Source organism: Stenotrophomonas sp. YJH_SMC_12-1, assembly GCF_059370935.1.
In genome coordinates this window covers 90,146-105,389 of sequence record NZ_JCAFUD010000003.1, presented here as the reverse complement: position 1 = coordinate 105,389, position 15,244 = coordinate 90,146, and the positions used below count along the sequence as shown (strand labels likewise).

Sequence of the window (15,244 nt, the reverse complement as noted above, 5' to 3'; positions counted from 1 at the left end):
CTGGAGCCCCGGCCATGAGCCGGCTGCGCGTGATCATCGGCGGCACCGCACTGGCGCTGCTGGCCGCAGCCGTGCCGATCGCGGTGATGGCCTATGCCACCTGGGACCGTGCGGTCAGTGTCGAGCAGCAGCGCCTGCGCGACATCGCCGGCCGCACCCTGCGCCGCGCCGACCAGTCCTACCTGGAAGCGCTGGCCGCGTTGAAGTCCGCCGAAGCCGGCGCCTACGATCCGTGCGGGCCGGACCACATCCGGCGCATGCAGACGCTGGTGATGACCTCGCCGTCGGTCGACCAGATGGGCTACTTCGAGGGTGGCAAGCTGCGCTGCACGTCGTGGGGCCCGTTCCTGTCCGACGTCAACCAGCCCAGGTCCGACCACGTCACCAGTGATGGCGCCGGCATCGCCGTGGATGTGCGCCCCGAGGCAAGCGGACGGCGCCAGGTCCTGTCGATCCTGTATGGCAACTACGACGTGCTGGTCGATCCGCGCCGCTTCGTCGATGTCATCGCCGACCCGAACGTGCGCCTTGCCCTGGCCAGCCCGGACGGCCGCCTCCTGGCCAGGCAGGACGGCATGGATCCGGCATTGCTGGAGACCCTGCTGCGCGCGCCCGGTGAGGGCCTGGACCACAACACCCTGTACGCCACCGCGCGCAACGAAGAGTGGCTGGCGATCGCAACCACGCCGCGTACCGCGCTTGCCGCGACCTTCCGCCAGCAGGCCTGGCTGTTCGTGCCGATCGGCGTTCTGCTGGCCGCCATCGGTGCCGGCCTGGTGATCTGGCTGTCGCGTCGCCGCCTGTCCCTGCGCGGCGAGCTGGCCACGGCGATCCGCCGCCGCGAGCTGTACCTGCACTATCAACCCATCATCGAACTGGATACCGGCATCTGCGTCGGCGCCGAGGCGCTGGTGCGCTGGCAGCGCCCGGATGGCACCCAGGTGCGGCCGGACCTGTTCATTCCGTTGGCCGAAGAGGCCGGCATGATCGCCGCAGTCACCGATCTGGTGATCGAGAACGTGGTGCGCGACATGCGCGAACTGCTGGTGGCCGACCGCAGCGCGCACATTGCGATCAACCTGGCCGCCGAAGACATCAGCAGCGGCCGTGCGCTGAAGATGATCTCCAAGCACATGGCCGGCAGCGGCATCCTGCCGCAGCAGATCTGGATGGAAGCCACCGAACGCGGTTTCCTCGATCTGGACCGCGCCCGCACGATGCTGGCACAGGCACGTCGGGCCGGGCACAGCGTGGCCATCGATGATTTCGGCGTCGGCTTCTCCAGCCTGCAGTACCTGGAGCAGCTGCCACTGGATGCGCTGAAGATCGACAAGTCGTTCATCGATGCGATCGGCACCGAGAGCGCGACCAGCCCGGTGACGCCGCACATCATCGACATGGCCAAGGAGCTGGGCCTGTGGGTGGTGGCCGAGGGCGTGGAGACCGAGGCACAGCTGGCGTACCTGCATACCCGGAAGGTCGAGTTCGCGCAGGGCTGGCTGTTCTCGCGGCCGCTGCCACGGGATGAGTTCGTGGCGTTCCACCACAAGCGGCAGCAGCGCTATGGCGCGGCGCGGGAGCACATGCAGAATCCGCGCAGCGTGCCGATCGAGCGTGAGGGAGTGGAGTAGGACGGCGAACGGCGGAGCCCCTCGTGGTGGGTCGCGTACTGCTATCCCAGGGCTGGCCGGGACGGTCGGGTTCGCGGGGGACGCCGTAAACCCGTCCATGGGGGCTTGGCCGCGGCATCCATGCCGCGGACACCCCCGCGAATCCGACCGCCCCGGCCTCTGACAGGTTCCTGCAGCGTCCCACCACGGAATCAACGGGAAAAGGCAAAAGCAAACGCGGGTCGCTGCGCTCGGTGGATCCACGCCATGCGTGGATGGCGGGGACCACGGTAGTGCCGGCCGCTGGCCGGCACCTCCGTAACGTTTGCTCTGGGCCTACGCCCAGGCCTTCGGCCGTGCCAGCAGCCACGCCACGCTCACCGCCAGCAGCAGCAACGGCAGCCATCCCAACGGGTTCGGGCCGCCCGCCTGCAGCAGCACACCCCCTGCAACGCCTCCGGCGGCGATGGCGAGGTTCCAGCCGGTCACCAGCATCGACTGCGCCAGATCCGCGGCGGCACCCGCACGCCGTGCCAATGCGGTCTGGAACAACGTAGGCACCGCACCGAAGGCCACGCCCCACAGGATCGTCGCCAGCAGCAGCGCGGTCGCGTCGCCCGGCCACAGCAGCAGCGCCAGCACCGGCACGATGAAGCCGATCACCGCCGCCCACACCAGCGTGCGCAGATGACGGTCCACGCCCCAGCCGGCAATGCCGATGCCGGCGATGGCGGCCAGGCCGAAGGCCAGCAGCAGGCGGTCCAGCCACGGGCCGGTACCGGCCTCCACCGCCAGCGGTTCGATGTAGGTGTAGAGCACGTTGTGCGCCAGCACGTACAGCACCATCACCAGCAGTGCACTGCGCACGCCCGGCATGCGCCACACCGTGCCCAGCGGTATGCGCCGGCCGGCACCGGCGGCGGGCAAGGCCGGCAGTGCCCAACGCGCATACGCCAGCAGCCCCACGCCCAGCACGCTCATCAGCGCGAATGCCCAACGCCAGCCGATCTGCTGGCCCAGCAACGTACCGGCCGGTACACCCAGTGACAGCGCCAACGGCGATCCGACCATCGCCACCGCGATTGCCCGGCCCTGCAACGACGGCACCACCATGCGCGCGGCGTAACCGGCCACCAGCGACCACAGCAGGCCACCACTCACGCCGGCCAGGAAACGCGCGGCCAGGATCAGCGGATAGCTGCTGCTCAGTGCGGTCAGCGTGTTGACCAGCACGAAGCCGGCAATCGCAGCGAGCAGCAAGGGGCGTCGCGGCAGGCGCTGGGTCAGTGCGGTCATCGGCAATGCGGCCATCACCGAGCCCAGTGCGTACACGCTGACCAGCTGGCCGACCGCCGCATCACTCACACCAAGGCTGTCGCCCATCGGCCGCAGGACACCGGCCGGCAGGGTCTCGGTCAGCAGAGTGATGAAGCCGCCACCGGCCAACGCCAGCAGGCCGGCCCATGGCAGGCGCGTGGCTTCGCCGGCGGGGCTGGCTGCATCGATGGCATGGCCGCTCATCGCACGGTCCCCACATCGGCATACACCGCATCGCGCAGTTGATCGACGAAGGCACCGTCCATGCCTTCGTACAGGGTGTTGGTCAGCGCCACCACGCTCAGCCCGCGCACAGGATCGACAAACCAGCTGTGCCCGTAGGCACCGCCCCAACGCCATGTACCTGCGTTCTGCGGCGTGCCGCTTGCGGCCGCATCGCGCAGCACCGCAAAGCCCAGGCCGAAGCCCCAGCCGGCCGGTTCCGGCGGCCCCTGCTCGCCGACCTGCGGGCTGGCCATCTCCGCTGCCAGTACGGGCGGCAGCAGGCCTGAACGCTGCACGTCACGCAAGGCTTCCAGCACCGCCATCACGTCATCGGCGGTACCGACCAGGCCGGCCCCGGCCGAGGGGAAACGGCTCGCATCGGTGGCGCGCGCGAGGCTGTATTCGATGCCGACCGTACCCTCGAACGGAGCGACCACCTCGCCTTCCTGCAGGCGATGCGGCTGCGGCGCGTCGCTTACATAGGGCGTGGCCAAGCGTGCCGCGGTGCGCGCAGCAAAGGCGGTGTCGCGCAGGCCCAGCGGTGCGGCCAGCAAGCGCTCGCACAGTGCCTGCAGCGTTTCACCCGTCGCTGCTTCGGCAACGGCACCGGCAACGTCCACGCCCAGCGAGTAGAGCCATTGGCTGCCCGGCGCGAACAGCAGTGGCGCCTGCGCGATGCGGCGCACATTGTCGGCCAGGGAGAGCGGGTTCGCGTCCAGGCCATCGCTGACCCCAGCGCGCGCATACGGGCCGTCGGCATCGGCTTCGAGGAAGCGATAGCCCAACCCGCTACTGTGGCTGAGCAGTTGGCGCAGGCTGATCGGCGGCGTGCTGCCATCGGCCAGTGCCGGGCGGAAGTCCGGCAGCCAGCGCTGCACCGGCATATCGAGGTCGAGCACGCCCTCTGCTACCAGGCGCAGGATCACCGTGGTCAGCAGCGGCTTGCTCACCGATGCCAGCCGGAACAACTGGTCGCGCTGCATCGGCGTTGCCGACTCGCGATCGGCCAGCCCGGTCGCGGTGGCGTGGCGCAGCACACCGTGCTCGCGCACCAGCACCACCGCACCGACCAGGCGCTGCGGGTGCACCTGCTGCAGCAGCCGCTGCACCGATGGCAGCGTCGGCGCGGGTTCAAGGGAAGGAGCGGCATTCATCGCGGGAATCCGTGGGGAGAGGCCCGCCACGTTAGGCAGCACGGCGCAGCGCAAAAAGCCGGTTGCCGCTCCGGGCATCATGGACCATGCAGTCCGCAATCGGCATGATGGCCGGAACTGCAAGGCCGCAACGGTCCCCACGCCACCCCGCACCACAGTGTTGCGATGGCGGAGCCGTCCACTACGGCCGCGCCGACCTACCCTGCCGCTTTCATCGCCCACACGCCCATGTCAGTCCTGGACAACCTCGCCAATCTGCAGACCTTCGTGCACGCGGCCGATACCCGCAGCTTCGTCGAGACCGGGCGCCTGCAGGGCATCTCGGCCTCGGCCGCTGGCAAATGCGTTGCCCGCCTGGAGCATGCGCTGGGCGTGCGCCTGTTCCACCGCAGCACGCGCAGCATCACCCTCACCGCCGAAGGCCAGCTGTTCCTGGCGCGTTGCCGGCGCATCCTCGACGAGCGCGATGCCGCACGCACCGAGCTGGCACAACCGCACGCCACGCCTCGCGGCACGCTGCGCATCGGCCTGCCGTTGGTGGGCGACCTGACCCTGCCGCTGATGGCCGAGTTCATGGCGGCCTATCCCGATATCCGCCTCGACCTCGATTTCAGCGATCGGCTGGTCGACGTCATCGAGGAAGGTTTCGATGCCGTACTGCGCGTCGGCGAGCCCAGCGACTCACGCATGAACGCACGACGCCTGGGTGTGTTTCCACGCCGCATCGTCGCCTCACCCGCCTACCTGCAGCGGCGCGGCACGCCGCGCACACCGGCCGATCTGATGCAGCACACGCTACTGCACTATCGCTTCCCCAGTACCGGCAAGCTGGAACTGTGGCCGATCCACTGGCCCGACCATGAAACACCGCAGGAGCTGCCGGTGCACATGGTGGCCAACACCATCGAAGCGCGGGTAGCGCTGGCACTGCGCGATATCGGCCTGGCGTTCGTGCCCGTGCACTCGGTGCGCGATGCACTGGCCGACGGCCGGCTGGTCACCGTTCTGGACGAGCATGTGCATTCCTGCGGCATCTTCCACCTGCTGTGGCCCTCCGGCCGCCACGTGCTTCCGAAGCTGCGGGTGTTCATCGACTTCGTCAGCGCGCGCCTGGAAACCGTGCCGTAGGAGATCGATCCACCCCATGCCCGGCCCACATTAGATCCACGCCATGCGTGGATGCCTTTGTAGAGTCGCGCCATCAAACCATTCAGCCAGCCCCGCTATACTGGCCGCTCATTCCTCCCAGAGGCTCGCGACCAATGCGCCATTGATGCCGCCGTCTTCCCACCAGACGGCCTGACTCTTCCCGCCCCTGCGCGCAGGGGAGAACCCGGCATCCATGGAGGTCGCATGACCCCGCATTCCCTCACGCTCGATCGCGTGTCGTATCGATTGGCCGACGGCCGCCCGCTGTTTTCCGATCTGGCGTTTTCCTTCGAACCGGTCGCCACCGGCCTGGTCGGTGCCAATGGCGCCGGCAAGAGCGTGCTCGCACGCCTGCTGGCCGGACGGTTGCTGCCCGACACTGGCCAGGTGCGCGGCAGTGGCCGCGTGTTCCTGTTGCCGACGCCCGGCTATCCGCCCGCCGGCACGGTCGGTGAACTGGCCGGCGTCGGCGCGGAACTGGCTGCACTGCAACGCATCGAAGCCGGCAGCGTGGACGAGGCCGACTTCGCCTGCGTCGGCGACCGCTGGGATCTGCGCGAACGTCTGCAGCAGCAATGGCGGGCGCTTCGGCTGCCCGACGATCTCGATCCCGCCCAGCCGGCCGCGCGCCTCAGTGGTGGCCAGGCCATGCAGGTGGCGCTGTCCGGTGCCTGGGCCAGCGGTGCCGACTGGCTGATCCTGGACGAACCCAGCAACCACCTCGACGCACGCCATCGCCAACAGTTGTATGAACAGTTGCAGCAGTGGCGCGGCGGCCTGCTGGCGATCAGCCATGATCGCGAACTGCTGGCGCACATGCAGCAGATCGTCGAGCTCGATGCGCGCGGGCTGCATCGCTATGGCGGACCGTGGCAGCACTACGCCGACGCGCGCGCCGCCGAACGTGAAGCCGCCGCCGCCCAGCTTGACCATGCACGTGCACAGCACCGGCAGCAGCAACGCAGCGCGCGCGAACAACACGAACGCCAGCAGCAGCGCCAGGCACGTGGCAACCGTGATGCGAAGCAGGCCAACCAGGCCCCGATCCTGCTCGGCCGGCAGAAGCAGCGCGCCGAGGCCAGCCACGGCCGCGCACAGCAGGTGCAGGCCGAGCGCCTGCAGGCCAGCGCAGAGCAGCTGCGCGCAGCGGCATCGGCGGTGAACGCGGCGCCGGAACTGGCACTGTTCGCCGGTGCGGGTGACCGTGGCAGCACGCGCCTGCTGCAGGCCGAGGCGCTGGTGCTGCCACATGGCTGCAGTGCACCGTTGCAGCTGGAGATCCGCCGCGGCCAGCGCATCGCCGTGGTCGGTGACAACGGCAGCGGCAAATCGACCCTGCTGCGTGTGCTGGCCGGCCAGCTGCCTGCACGCAGTGGCGCCGTGCAACGGCATGCGCCACTGGCCCTGCTCGACCAGCAGCTGCTGGGGCTGTCCGGCGAGCGCAGCATCCTCGACACCGTGCAGGCCGCCAACCCGGGCGCGGACCCAGGCGAGCTGCGCACGCGGCTGGCCCTGCTCGGGCTGGATGCACAGCGCATCCAGCGGGCAGCCCACAGCCTCAGCGATGGCGAACGCGTGAAAGGTGCGCTGGCCAGCGTGCTGTACGCCGATCCCGCGCCCCAGCTGTTGCTGTTGGACGAACCCGGCAATGCGCTGGATCTGAGCGCATTGCAGGCGTTGGAGGAACTGCTTGCGGCGTGGCCGGGCGCGCTGCTGATGGTCAGCCACGACCGGCACCTGCTGCAGGCATTGCGACCAAGCCACGTGCTGCAGGTGAGCACCGGGGGTTGGCAGTGGCGTGACGCCTTGTAGATCCACGCCCTGCGTGGATCGATGCGGGGCGGGCAGTGCCGGCCACTGGCCGGCACACCCCGAACCCTCAGCGCCCGCTCAGCGCTTCCACACCGGGAACGCCTGCGGCAACTGCTGCCACAGCAATGGCCCCGCACGCAGCTCCTGGTCGTCGAGCAGGCACGCATCCAGCTCCGCACGCACCGCGCGCTCATCCATGTGCACGCCAATCACCACCAGTTCCTGGCGACGGTCGCCCCACAAGGGATGCCACAGCCGTTGCATCGCCGCGTGCGCGGCCGAATCCGGGAATTCTTCCGGCCCCGGCAGCGGCGCGCTCCAGCAGTCGGCCTGCTGCCGCGCCCATCCCAAGTCGCTGTAAGGCAGCGGCGTGGGCGGCAACAACGGCGCGGTATCTTCCAGCCCGGCCCGCACGCGGTCACGTGCGGCGTACCAGAAGCCCGCCGCCTGCGTGCGCGTCGCAGCGCCCACGGTGTTCAGCTCACCCACCCAGTCCATGCGGTTGGCCAGCCAGAACCAGCCTTTGCTGCGGATCACGCCGGGCATGCCGGACTGCAGCGCGCGGGCGAAGCGCGCCGGGTGGAACGGACGTCGCGAGCGGTAGACGAAGCTGCCGATGCCGTACTCCTCGGTTTCCGGTGTGTGCTCGCCCCGCAGTTCCTTCACCCAGCCCGGCGCACGTTGCGCACGCTCCATGTCGAAGCGACCGGTATCCAGCAGCTCGGCCAGCGGCACATCGCCGAAGCTGGACAGCAGCAGCTTGGCGTCGCGGTTCAGCCCGCGCAGCACGGCCAGCGTGTCCTGCAGCACTTCGTCATCCACCTGGTCCACCTTGCTGACCACGATCACGTCGGCGAATTCGACCTGCTCGCACAGCAGGTCAACCACACCCCGGTCGTCATCCGGGCCGGCCTGCTGGCCGCGCTCGGCCAGGCGCAGGGTCGAACCGAAGTCGGCAAGGAACGCGCTGCCGTCGACCACCGTCACCATCGTGTCCAGCCGCGCGATGTCACTCAGGCTGAAGCCATGCTCGTCGCGCACCGCGAAGGTGGCCGCCACCGGCATCGGTTCACCGATGCCCGTCGATTCGATCAGCAGATAGTCATAGCGACCGGCATCGGCCAGACGCCGCACTTCCTGCAACAGGTCGTCGCGCAGCGTGCAGCAGATGCAGCCGTTGCTGAATTCCACCAGCGTTTCTTCGGTGCGGCGCAGCTCGGCGCCACCTTCGCGCACCAGCTGCGCATCGATGTTGACCTCGCTCATGTCATTGACGATGACCGCCACGCGCAGGCCCTCGCGGTTGCGCAGGATCTGGTTGAGCAGGGTGGTCTTGCCGGCCCCCAGGAAGCCGGACAGCACGGTGACCGGAAGGCGACGGTCGGCGCGGGAAACAGTGTTCATGTCGGAGCGGGTTGGCTGCGGAACGAAAATGTTACCTTATAACAATTGTTGCGCAAGGAACCTCCCCCGATGAAGTCGCCTTCTGCCGCCCTGCTTGATGCCGGCGCGGTCGCCCTGTCCAGCCTGTGCCTGCTGCACTGCTTGGCGCTGCCCCTGCTGGCCGCCGCGCTCCCCCTGTTCGGCACCTGGGCCGAAGCGGAATGGGTGCACCTGCTGTTCGTGGCCATCGCCCTGCCGCTGACCGGCTACGCGCTGTGGCGGGCCGAGCGCCGTCACCCGCTGCCCGTGCTGGCCTGGGCCGCCGCCGGCGGCGGGCTCGGCCTGCTGCTGGCCGGCGCGCTGGCCTTGCCCTCACATGACTGGGAAACGCCGATGACCGTCACCGGCAGCCTGCTGCTGGCCGCCACGCATATCTGGAACGCGCGGCACCGGCACGGGTAGTGCCGGCCGCTGGCCGGCAACTGCGTGAGCTTCGGACGCCATCTGTAGTTGCCGGCCAGCGGGCGGCACTACCCCTGCTATTTGCCGTAGCGGCGCAACAGCTCCACCAGCACCTCGGCCTCGGCCGCCCGCTGCTGCGGATCATCGGCACCCACCACGTGTTCCTGCAGGTGCTCGTGCAGCAGCTCCATCAGCAGGCTGTGGGCGGCACCGCGCACTGCGGCGACCTGCACCAGCACGTCCGCGCAGTCACCCGCTTCCCCCTCGGGCTTGTCCAGCGCCTGCTCCAACGCCGCCACCTGACCCGCGATACGGCGCACCCGGGTCAGCAGCTGCTTTCGATTCTTGTGTACATGGGCCATGACCGGATCATATACCCTATAGGGGTATCCACTCCACCCCCCTTGGTTCCCCCATGCACCTGGACGCCCTCGCCGCCGCCCGCCGCCACGAACACCGCTTCGACGACGGCAACCCGCTGGCCGAACGCAATACCCGCCGCGCCCTGTGGCTCACCGTCGGCATGATGCTGGTGGAGATCGTCGGCGGCTGGTGGTTCAACTCCATGGCCGTGCTCGCCGACGGCTGGCACATGAGTTCGCACGCGCTGGCGCTGGGCCTCTCGGTATTCGCCTACCGCTGCGCGCGCCGCTACGCGCACGATCCGCGCTTCGCCTTCGGCACCTGGAAGATCGAGATCCTGGCCGGCTATACGAGCGCCATCGCCCTGCTCGGCGTCGCCGCGCTGATGGCCGTGCAGTCACTGGAGCGGCTGTGGGTGCCGGCGCCGATTCACTACAACGAAGCCATCGCCATCGCTGCGGTGGGCCTGGGCGTGAACCTGCTCTGCGCATGGTGGCTGCACGACAGCCCGGGCCACGCGCATCACCACCACGGGCATGGCCATGGCCACGGGCATGACCACGAACACCACGATCACGACCATGCGCACGGTCACGACCTCAACCTGCGCTCTGCCTACGTGCACGTGCTGGCCGACGCCGCCACCTCGGTGCTGGCCATCGTCGCCCTGCTCGGCGGCAAGCTGCTGGGCCTGACCTGGCTGGACCCGGTGATGGGCCTGGTCGGCGCCGTACTGGTCACGGTGTGGGCGATCGGCCTGCTGCGCGACAGCGGCCGCATCCTGCTCGACGCGCAGATGGACGCGCCGGTGGTGGCCGAAGTACGCGAGGTGATCGAACAGGGCCCGTGGCCGGCACGCCTGGCCGACCTGCACGTCTGGCAGGTCGGTCGCGGCAAGTACGCGGTCAGCGCCAGCGTGGTCACCAGCGACGCAGGTCTGGATGCCGATACCGTGCGCAAGGCGCTGGCGATCCATGAAGAGCTGGTGCATGTCACCGTGGAAATCCACCGCAGCACCTGACCCGCATCCGGTAGTGCCGGCCGCTGGCCGGCAACCTCATGGGCTCCGGAAACAATCCAGCGGTGCCGGCCAGCGGCCGGCACTACCGCTAGAGATTCAACATCATCCGCAGCAGGTACATCAGCAGCGGCAGCGCACTCAGCACCGCACCACCGATGCCGATCCACGGCCAGCGCTCGCCGCGCACGCGCGAGGCCACCGCCAGGCCGCCGCCCACCAGTGCCGCACCCAGCACGCCCACGCCCAGCCCGGCGGCCATGCCATTGCCACCTGCGGCCACCGCCGCCTGCGCAGCCAACGTGCCCGCGCCCCAACCCACAGCGATCCCCAGCCAAGTGGCCACGCCGCACCACGGTGCCTTGCCCTGCGCCATCCGAAAACCCCTGTGTCCTTGCCGAATTTCTGTACGGGCCGTGCCCGTGTGCTGCCTACACTAGCCGCACCTGCCCCGTCGGGACATCCCATGCGCACGCTCCGCCTGCTGCTGCCCGGTGCCCTCCTCCTGCTCACCGCCTGCGGTGGTGACGCCGGGCTTCCTTTCAGCGCCGACCCGTTGCAGGGCTGCTTCGCCACCGGCGCGCGCAAACCGGCCGATTTCCGCATCGACAAGGAAGGCGGCCAATACTTCGTCTCCTTCAGCCGCGGCGACCAGTGGCAGCGCGAGCCGAATGCCCTGCACAAGGCCACCCGCAGCGAGATCAGCCGCTACTTCCGCGATGACGCCGAGCAGATCGACAGCGCGTTGATCCGCATGGCCGGTGGCTTCGGCATCTTCCACTTCAACAAGGGCGCGACGTTGAAGGGCAAGGCCAGTGATAGTGACTACATGGCGCTGATGCTGATCGGGGCTGGGCCGGTGTATGCGGTGAAGTGCCATTAGCGACAGGAAAGACTGAGAATTATTTGAAATCTGAAGAATTGCCTGGTGTGCCCCAAAATTCTATGGAGCAAGTAATGAAGATGGAGCCTCACCCAATTCTGAGAGGCTCAAATGAAAATGCAGGTAGCTATTCTCATGCTCATCGTCTCTACATCTGTGCAGGCAGGAGGCGGAACTCCAGCTGATGGACAAACCGCTGACGAAGCGAAGACCCCATCAAGAATCGTCCGCACCGCAGAATGGCCCGACTTCATGGGAGGAGCGGTAATTGTAGAGCAGTCCCTCATCCGCAACTCGAAGGGGCAATATGTATATCGCTACGACGATCAATCGGCAGCTACGAAACAATATCACGAGGCATCCTGCGCGGATATCGGGATGAATCCGGCCAAGGGTGAGTCAATCACAGTGGGTCCAGGAAGCGCCGCGTGGCATTGCTCAAGCATCGAGTCGAACAGTGTTATCGACTAAAAGAGTACTGACTATGTAATCGCCTATGCGCCAAATGGACAGGTATCCGCCGGCCAGAACTTCGTTTCCTACGGAACCGTAAGATTCAACAGTTCAGTCAGCGGAAACATCCAAGGTAGTGCGCAAATCGACAACGGAAGGTGCCAGACCTTGTATAGCGAGTATTACCCACCCAACACTGTGGGAAGTCACACTGCCAGAATACTCTGCTTCGCTCATGCGCCACAGACGATGAATACGTTGATGGAAGGATGCGTGCCGCGGGCCTGCGCAAGCGATCGTGGCTCCATCAGAGCCTACTGAGGTCAAAACCCTTTGACGTGGCAGTGAGGGTGATGAAGCCGCCCTCACTGCTCAGGCTCATGATCCTATCCTGATGATCGCCTCTACTATTCAATTCCTTGCTCTCTTATCGGTATCCTGCCTTCCGGGCCAACTGAGCGCGGACTACAGCCTGTCAGGGACGCCTATTGTCATCCGCAACACATCGGCCCCTGACAGCTCTGGAAACATGACGTGCATCCAACAACTTCTTATCAGGAATGAAGAAGGGGTACTGACCTATCACTACGCCCTTCAACCCTCAGCGGCACGAGACCTCCATGAAGAACTCTGCGCTGCCATGGGCATGACGCCTTCATTGGGGACAGCATTGCTACCAACGCCCTCATCCGGTTGGGCCTGCACTACCGAACTCCATGATGGTGGCCAACGCCCTGCGGTACCATGCCCTCCCCCGAACCGCCCCGGTACCCGCCGTGTCCCATTACACCGGCCCCCTGCTGACCCGCGACAGCGCCGACAGCCTGCGCCGTGCCCATGACAAGGGCGCTGCCGACTGGCAGGGCTCGCTCGACCTCGGCCGCAGCGAGGGCAGCGTGGCGCTGGATGCCGACGGCTTCCACTTCCGTGGCCAGCCCTACCCGTGGCCGGGCAAGCTGAAGGACCGCACGCTGTACTACTGGGACGGCGAGGACTTCGCACCGATTTCGCGCTACAGCGGTTCGCTGATCAAGCTGGTGCCGACCGAATGGGGCGCACCGACCTTCGAGATCGACGGCATCAAGATGCTGCCGACCTCCAAGCTGTCACCGTTCGAGGACGCGCGCCGCAAGGTCGAGCTGGTCGCCCCGGCCGGCAAGGTCATCCTCGATACCTGCGGTGGCCTGGGCTACTTCGCCGCCTGCGCGCTGGAGGCCGGCGTCGGCCAGATCCGCTCGTTCGAGAAGAACGCCGACGTGATGTGGCTGCGCACGCTCAACCCGTGGTCGCCGGACCCGGAATCGGCTGCGGCCGGTGGCCGCCTGCAGTTCAGCCACGGCGATGTCTCGCAGCAGATCGAACAGGTGGCCAGCAGCAGCGTCGACGCGATCCTGCACGACCCGCCGCGCTTCGGCATCGCCGGCGAACTGTACTCGCAGGTGTTCTACGACCACCTCGCCCGCGTCATCCGAAAGGGCGGGCGCCTGTTTCACTACACCGGCGCGCCGAACAAGCTGACCAGCGGCCGCGACGTGCCACGTGAAGTGGCCAAACGTCTGGAAAAGGCCGGCTTCAAGGCCGAGCTGGCGCTTGACGGTGTGCTGGCCGTCAAGCGCTGAGCCTCACTCCGAATCCACCTTGGCCAGCTTCATCACCCACGCCGGCACCTCGGGTTCACCGGCGTAGAACTCCTTCGGTTTCTTCTCCGCCATCGCCCAGCGGTGCAACCAGCTCGGGCCGTAACGGCCACTGTAGCCTTCGGCACCACGTGCATAGGCCGGGTCACGCATCGCTTCATCCAGTGAGATGAAGCGATAGCCGCGGCGCTTCGTCGCCGCCACCAGTTCGGCAAACGTGGCTGCATTGAGTTCGTTGGCGTGCATCAGCCAGACCTGTGGCAGCGCGTAGCCCAGCAGCGCCTGCGACTGCTTCGCGTAGTAGTCCAGCTTGTTCAGCATGTACGGCACATAGCCCTTGCGCAGCTGCGCCAGCGTCGCCTCGCGCGCCTGGGAATCCGGCTGCTCGTTCATTACGTTGGCATAGGCGAACGCCCACACCCACTCGCCGTTGTCGACCGTCACCGGTGCCACGCGGTAGCCATGCTGCTTGAAGAACACGTCCATCTGCGCGCGTTCTTCCGGCGTGCGCCCGGCGCGCAGATAGGGGTGACGCATCCACTGCGGCTTCAGCCCGCGCTCGGCCAGCAACGGCCGCAGCACCGTCTCGCCACGCAGGAAATCCTGCTGGAACGCAGGCACGCCCTTGGCATTCAGGTCCATGTGCGAGTAGGTGTGGTTGCCCAGCACATAACCGGCGTCCAGCCAGTCGCGCAGCATCTGCGCCCGCGCCGGCTGCACCTGCCCGTCGATCTCAAGCTTGTTCCCGTTGACGAAGCCGACCACCGGCACGTCTGCCTGATGCAGCTGCGCCATCAGCGCTTCATGCCGCGACTGCAGGTCCGGCGGAACGATCTGGTCCACCCGCGCCCAGGGCAGGTCGTCGATGGTCACCGCGATCCGGCGATCCACTTCAGCGGCGTGTACCGCCAACGAACACAGCAGCAACGGCACAGCACGCAGCAACCAACGCATCAGCACATCCTTGCAGGAGCGAAGCGCAGACTGTAGCGCGATTGCGGGCGCGTGGTTGGTCACACATCCGTTATGCGCTGTGCGACTGCACCTGACGTTCGCGCACGATTGCCCGCCACAGCATGAATCCTGCAGCCATTGCCACCAGCATCAACGCGACCAGCACCAGGGCAAGGTCATCGGGATTGCGCAGCAGCGGCGCATGCTCATGGGTGAGGATCTCGAACACCACCTGCTGCGCCTGTGCCAGCGGCAGCCGGCCCTGCTCGCCCAGTTCAATCAGGCAGGCCGCCGGGGACAGCTTGGCTACGCTGGTCCACGCCATGTCGTACAGGTGCAATGCCCTGAGGGCCAGCGCCAGGATCGCGGCGTGCAGGGCCATCACCCCCCAGTTGGCGCGTCGCAGGCGTTCGGACAGACGCCCCAGGCGGTAGACGCTGATCGACATCGCGCCCAGCAGCGCCAGTGCCACGCCTGCCATCGGAATCCACTGCAACGGTTGCCATGGTGCAAGCGCAGTGGACCGCGCCAGCAGCTGTTCGGCCACCTGCATGCGCGCGACAGGGTCAGTCCCACCGCATGCGTCATCCACCGGCTCCAGCAGCAGTCCCACGCGGTAGTGGAAGAAGCCGGCTGCAAGGGCTACCGCCAGCAGCGCCACCACCTGCAGTGCCAGCAGGATCGGGCCAGGACCACAGATACGACAGAAGCGGGTAGCGGTAGAGACCATCGGTTCATCCGTGACAACAAAGGACCATCCTAACCAAGCGCCCTGTGCTTGTCGGCTGGCGGATACGACAACCGCAGCGTGGTCCCGGTAGGAT

Annotated in this window: 15 protein-coding genes; 8 read left to right on the top strand and 7 right to left on the bottom strand. The window is 67.4% G+C overall.

From position 1 onward, the window contains the following. Window positions 1-14: 14 nt before the first annotated feature. Window positions 15-1,631, top strand: a complete 1,617-nt coding sequence (locus AC5P8Y_RS06670) for an EAL domain-containing protein (RefSeq protein ID WP_005412097.1) — start codon at window positions 15-17, stop codon at window positions 1,629-1,631. A 315-nt stretch (window positions 1,632-1,946) separates the two neighbouring features. On the opposite strand, the gene AC5P8Y_RS06665 is transcribed toward AC5P8Y_RS06670, so the two are convergent. Together AC5P8Y_RS06665 and AC5P8Y_RS06660 are read right to left on the bottom strand one after the other, a co-directional pair. Next, complete coding sequence (locus AC5P8Y_RS06665) at window positions 1,947-3,131, bottom strand: MFS transporter (RefSeq protein WP_111108513.1); 1,185 nt, start codon at window positions 3,129-3,131, stop codon at window positions 1,947-1,949. Next, entirely contained in the window at window positions 3,128-4,306 is a 1,179-nt protein-coding gene (locus tag AC5P8Y_RS06660; protein ID WP_049403436.1) for a serine hydrolase domain-containing protein, read from the bottom strand. Before AC5P8Y_RS06660 ends, AC5P8Y_RS06665 begins: the two co-directional genes overlap by 4 nt. A 228-nt stretch (window positions 4,307-4,534) precedes the next feature. Between AC5P8Y_RS06660 and AC5P8Y_RS06655 the strand changes: the two genes are divergently transcribed. After that, a complete protein-coding gene (locus AC5P8Y_RS06655; RefSeq protein WP_005407877.1) occupies window positions 4,535-5,434 on the top strand; it encodes a LysR family transcriptional regulator in 900 nt (299 codons plus the stop codon). A gap of 225 nt (window positions 5,435-5,659) precedes the next feature. Further along, a complete protein-coding gene (locus AC5P8Y_RS06650) occupies window positions 5,660-7,267 on the top strand; it encodes an ATP-binding cassette domain-containing protein (protein ID WP_111108514.1) in 1,608 nt (535 codons plus the stop codon). Window positions 7,268-7,345: 78 nt separating this feature from the next. On the opposite strand, the gene AC5P8Y_RS06645 is transcribed toward AC5P8Y_RS06650, so the two are convergent. Continuing rightward, window positions 7,346-8,671: a GTP-binding protein gene (locus AC5P8Y_RS06645; protein WP_111108515.1), complete on the bottom strand. Its 1,326-nt coding sequence runs from the start codon at window positions 8,669-8,671 to the stop codon at window positions 7,346-7,348. A gap of 69 nt (window positions 8,672-8,740) precedes the next feature. On the opposite strand from AC5P8Y_RS06645, the gene AC5P8Y_RS06640 reads away from it, so the two are divergent. Continuing rightward, the gene (locus tag AC5P8Y_RS06640) at window positions 8,741-9,112 is read left to right on the top strand and encodes a MerC domain-containing protein (protein WP_049433468.1); all 372 of its coding nucleotides are present in this window, start codon (window positions 8,741-8,743) and stop codon (window positions 9,110-9,112) included. Between the two features lie 77 nt (window positions 9,113-9,189). Here the strand turns inward: AC5P8Y_RS06640 and AC5P8Y_RS06635 are convergent, their stop codons facing one another. Beyond that, a complete protein-coding gene (locus tag AC5P8Y_RS06635) occupies window positions 9,190-9,474 on the bottom strand; it encodes a metal/formaldehyde-sensitive transcriptional repressor (RefSeq protein WP_049433467.1) in 285 nt (94 codons plus the stop codon). A 53-nt stretch (window positions 9,475-9,527) separates the two neighbouring features. Between AC5P8Y_RS06635 and dmeF the strand changes: the two genes are divergently transcribed. Further along, window positions 9,528-10,496, top strand: coding sequence for a CDF family Co(II)/Ni(II) efflux transporter DmeF (gene dmeF / locus AC5P8Y_RS06630; protein WP_033833683.1), 969 nt, complete (start codon window positions 9,528-9,530; stop codon window positions 10,494-10,496). A gap of 88 nt (window positions 10,497-10,584) precedes the next feature. Here the strand turns inward: dmeF and AC5P8Y_RS06625 are convergent, their stop codons facing one another. After that, window positions 10,585-10,869: a hypothetical protein gene (locus AC5P8Y_RS06625; protein ID WP_049403694.1), complete on the bottom strand. Its 285-nt coding sequence runs from the start codon at window positions 10,867-10,869 to the stop codon at window positions 10,585-10,587. A gap of 90 nt (window positions 10,870-10,959) precedes the next feature. On the opposite strand from AC5P8Y_RS06625, the gene AC5P8Y_RS06620 reads away from it, so the two are divergent. The 3 genes from AC5P8Y_RS06620 to AC5P8Y_RS06610 all read left to right on the top strand — a co-directional run bounded on the left by AC5P8Y_RS06620 (window position 10,960) and on the right by AC5P8Y_RS06610 (window position 13,448). Next, complete coding sequence (locus AC5P8Y_RS06620; RefSeq protein WP_033833681.1) at window positions 10,960-11,376, top strand: hypothetical protein; 417 nt, start codon at window positions 10,960-10,962, stop codon at window positions 11,374-11,376. Between the two features lie 111 nt (window positions 11,377-11,487). Beyond that, window positions 11,488-11,847, top strand: coding sequence for a hypothetical protein (locus AC5P8Y_RS06615; protein WP_146256999.1), 360 nt, complete (start codon window positions 11,488-11,490; stop codon window positions 11,845-11,847). Between the two features lie 701 nt (window positions 11,848-12,548). Continuing rightward, window positions 12,549-13,448 (top strand): class I SAM-dependent methyltransferase, encoded by a 900-nt coding sequence (locus AC5P8Y_RS06610; RefSeq protein ID WP_049403726.1) that lies wholly within the window; start codon window positions 12,549-12,551, stop codon window positions 13,446-13,448. Between the two features lie 3 nt (window positions 13,449-13,451). Here AC5P8Y_RS06610 and AC5P8Y_RS06605 read toward each other — a convergent pair whose 3' ends face one another. Both AC5P8Y_RS06605 and AC5P8Y_RS06600 read right to left on the bottom strand, forming a co-directional pair. Next, entirely contained in the window at window positions 13,452-14,420 is a 969-nt protein-coding gene (locus AC5P8Y_RS06605; protein ID WP_111108516.1) for a polysaccharide deacetylase family protein, read from the bottom strand. A 70-nt stretch (window positions 14,421-14,490) separates the two neighbouring features. Continuing rightward, window positions 14,491-15,150 carry a hypothetical protein gene (locus tag AC5P8Y_RS06600; RefSeq protein ID WP_111108517.1) on the bottom strand — a complete coding sequence of 220 codons (660 nt, stop codon included), beginning with the start codon at window positions 15,148-15,150 and terminating at the stop codon, window positions 14,491-14,493. Window positions 15,151-15,244: the final 94 nt, after the last annotated feature.

Bases quoted from the DNA above. Each gene is read 5' to 3' on its own strand.
- AC5P8Y_RS06670 (WP_005412097.1), top strand. From the start codon at position 15: ATGAGCCGGCTGCGCGTGATCATCGGCGGCACCGCACTGGCGCTGCTG.
- AC5P8Y_RS06665 (WP_111108513.1), bottom strand. From the start codon at position 3,131: ATGAGCGGCCATGCCATCGATGCAGCCAGCCCCGCCGGCGAAGCCACG.
- AC5P8Y_RS06660 (WP_049403436.1), bottom strand. From the start codon at position 4,306: ATGAATGCCGCTCCTTCCCTTGAACCCGCGCCGACGCTGCCATCGGTG.
- AC5P8Y_RS06655 (WP_005407877.1), top strand. From the start codon at position 4,535: ATGTCAGTCCTGGACAACCTCGCCAATCTGCAGACCTTCGTGCACGCG.
- AC5P8Y_RS06650 (WP_111108514.1), top strand. From the start codon at position 5,660: ATGACCCCGCATTCCCTCACGCTCGATCGCGTGTCGTATCGATTGGCC.
- AC5P8Y_RS06645 (WP_111108515.1), bottom strand. From the start codon at position 8,671: ATGAACACTGTTTCCCGCGCCGACCGTCGCCTTCCGGTCACCGTGCTG.
- AC5P8Y_RS06640 (WP_049433468.1), top strand. From the start codon at position 8,741: ATGAAGTCGCCTTCTGCCGCCCTGCTTGATGCCGGCGCGGTCGCCCTG.
- AC5P8Y_RS06635 (WP_049433467.1), bottom strand. From the start codon at position 9,474: ATGGCCCATGTACACAAGAATCGAAAGCAGCTGCTGACCCGGGTGCGC.
- dmeF (WP_033833683.1), top strand. From the start codon at position 9,528: ATGCACCTGGACGCCCTCGCCGCCGCCCGCCGCCACGAACACCGCTTC.
- AC5P8Y_RS06625 (WP_049403694.1), bottom strand. From the start codon at position 10,869: ATGGCGCAGGGCAAGGCACCGTGGTGCGGCGTGGCCACTTGGCTGGGG.
- AC5P8Y_RS06620 (WP_033833681.1), top strand. From the start codon at position 10,960: ATGCGCACGCTCCGCCTGCTGCTGCCCGGTGCCCTCCTCCTGCTCACC.
- AC5P8Y_RS06615 (WP_146256999.1), top strand. From the start codon at position 11,488: ATGAAAATGCAGGTAGCTATTCTCATGCTCATCGTCTCTACATCTGTG.
- AC5P8Y_RS06610 (WP_049403726.1), top strand. From the start codon at position 12,549: ATGGTGGCCAACGCCCTGCGGTACCATGCCCTCCCCCGAACCGCCCCG.
- AC5P8Y_RS06605 (WP_111108516.1), bottom strand. From the start codon at position 14,420: ATGCGTTGGTTGCTGCGTGCTGTGCCGTTGCTGCTGTGTTCGTTGGCG.
- AC5P8Y_RS06600 (WP_111108517.1), bottom strand. From the start codon at position 15,150: ATGGTCTCTACCGCTACCCGCTTCTGTCGTATCTGTGGTCCTGGCCCG.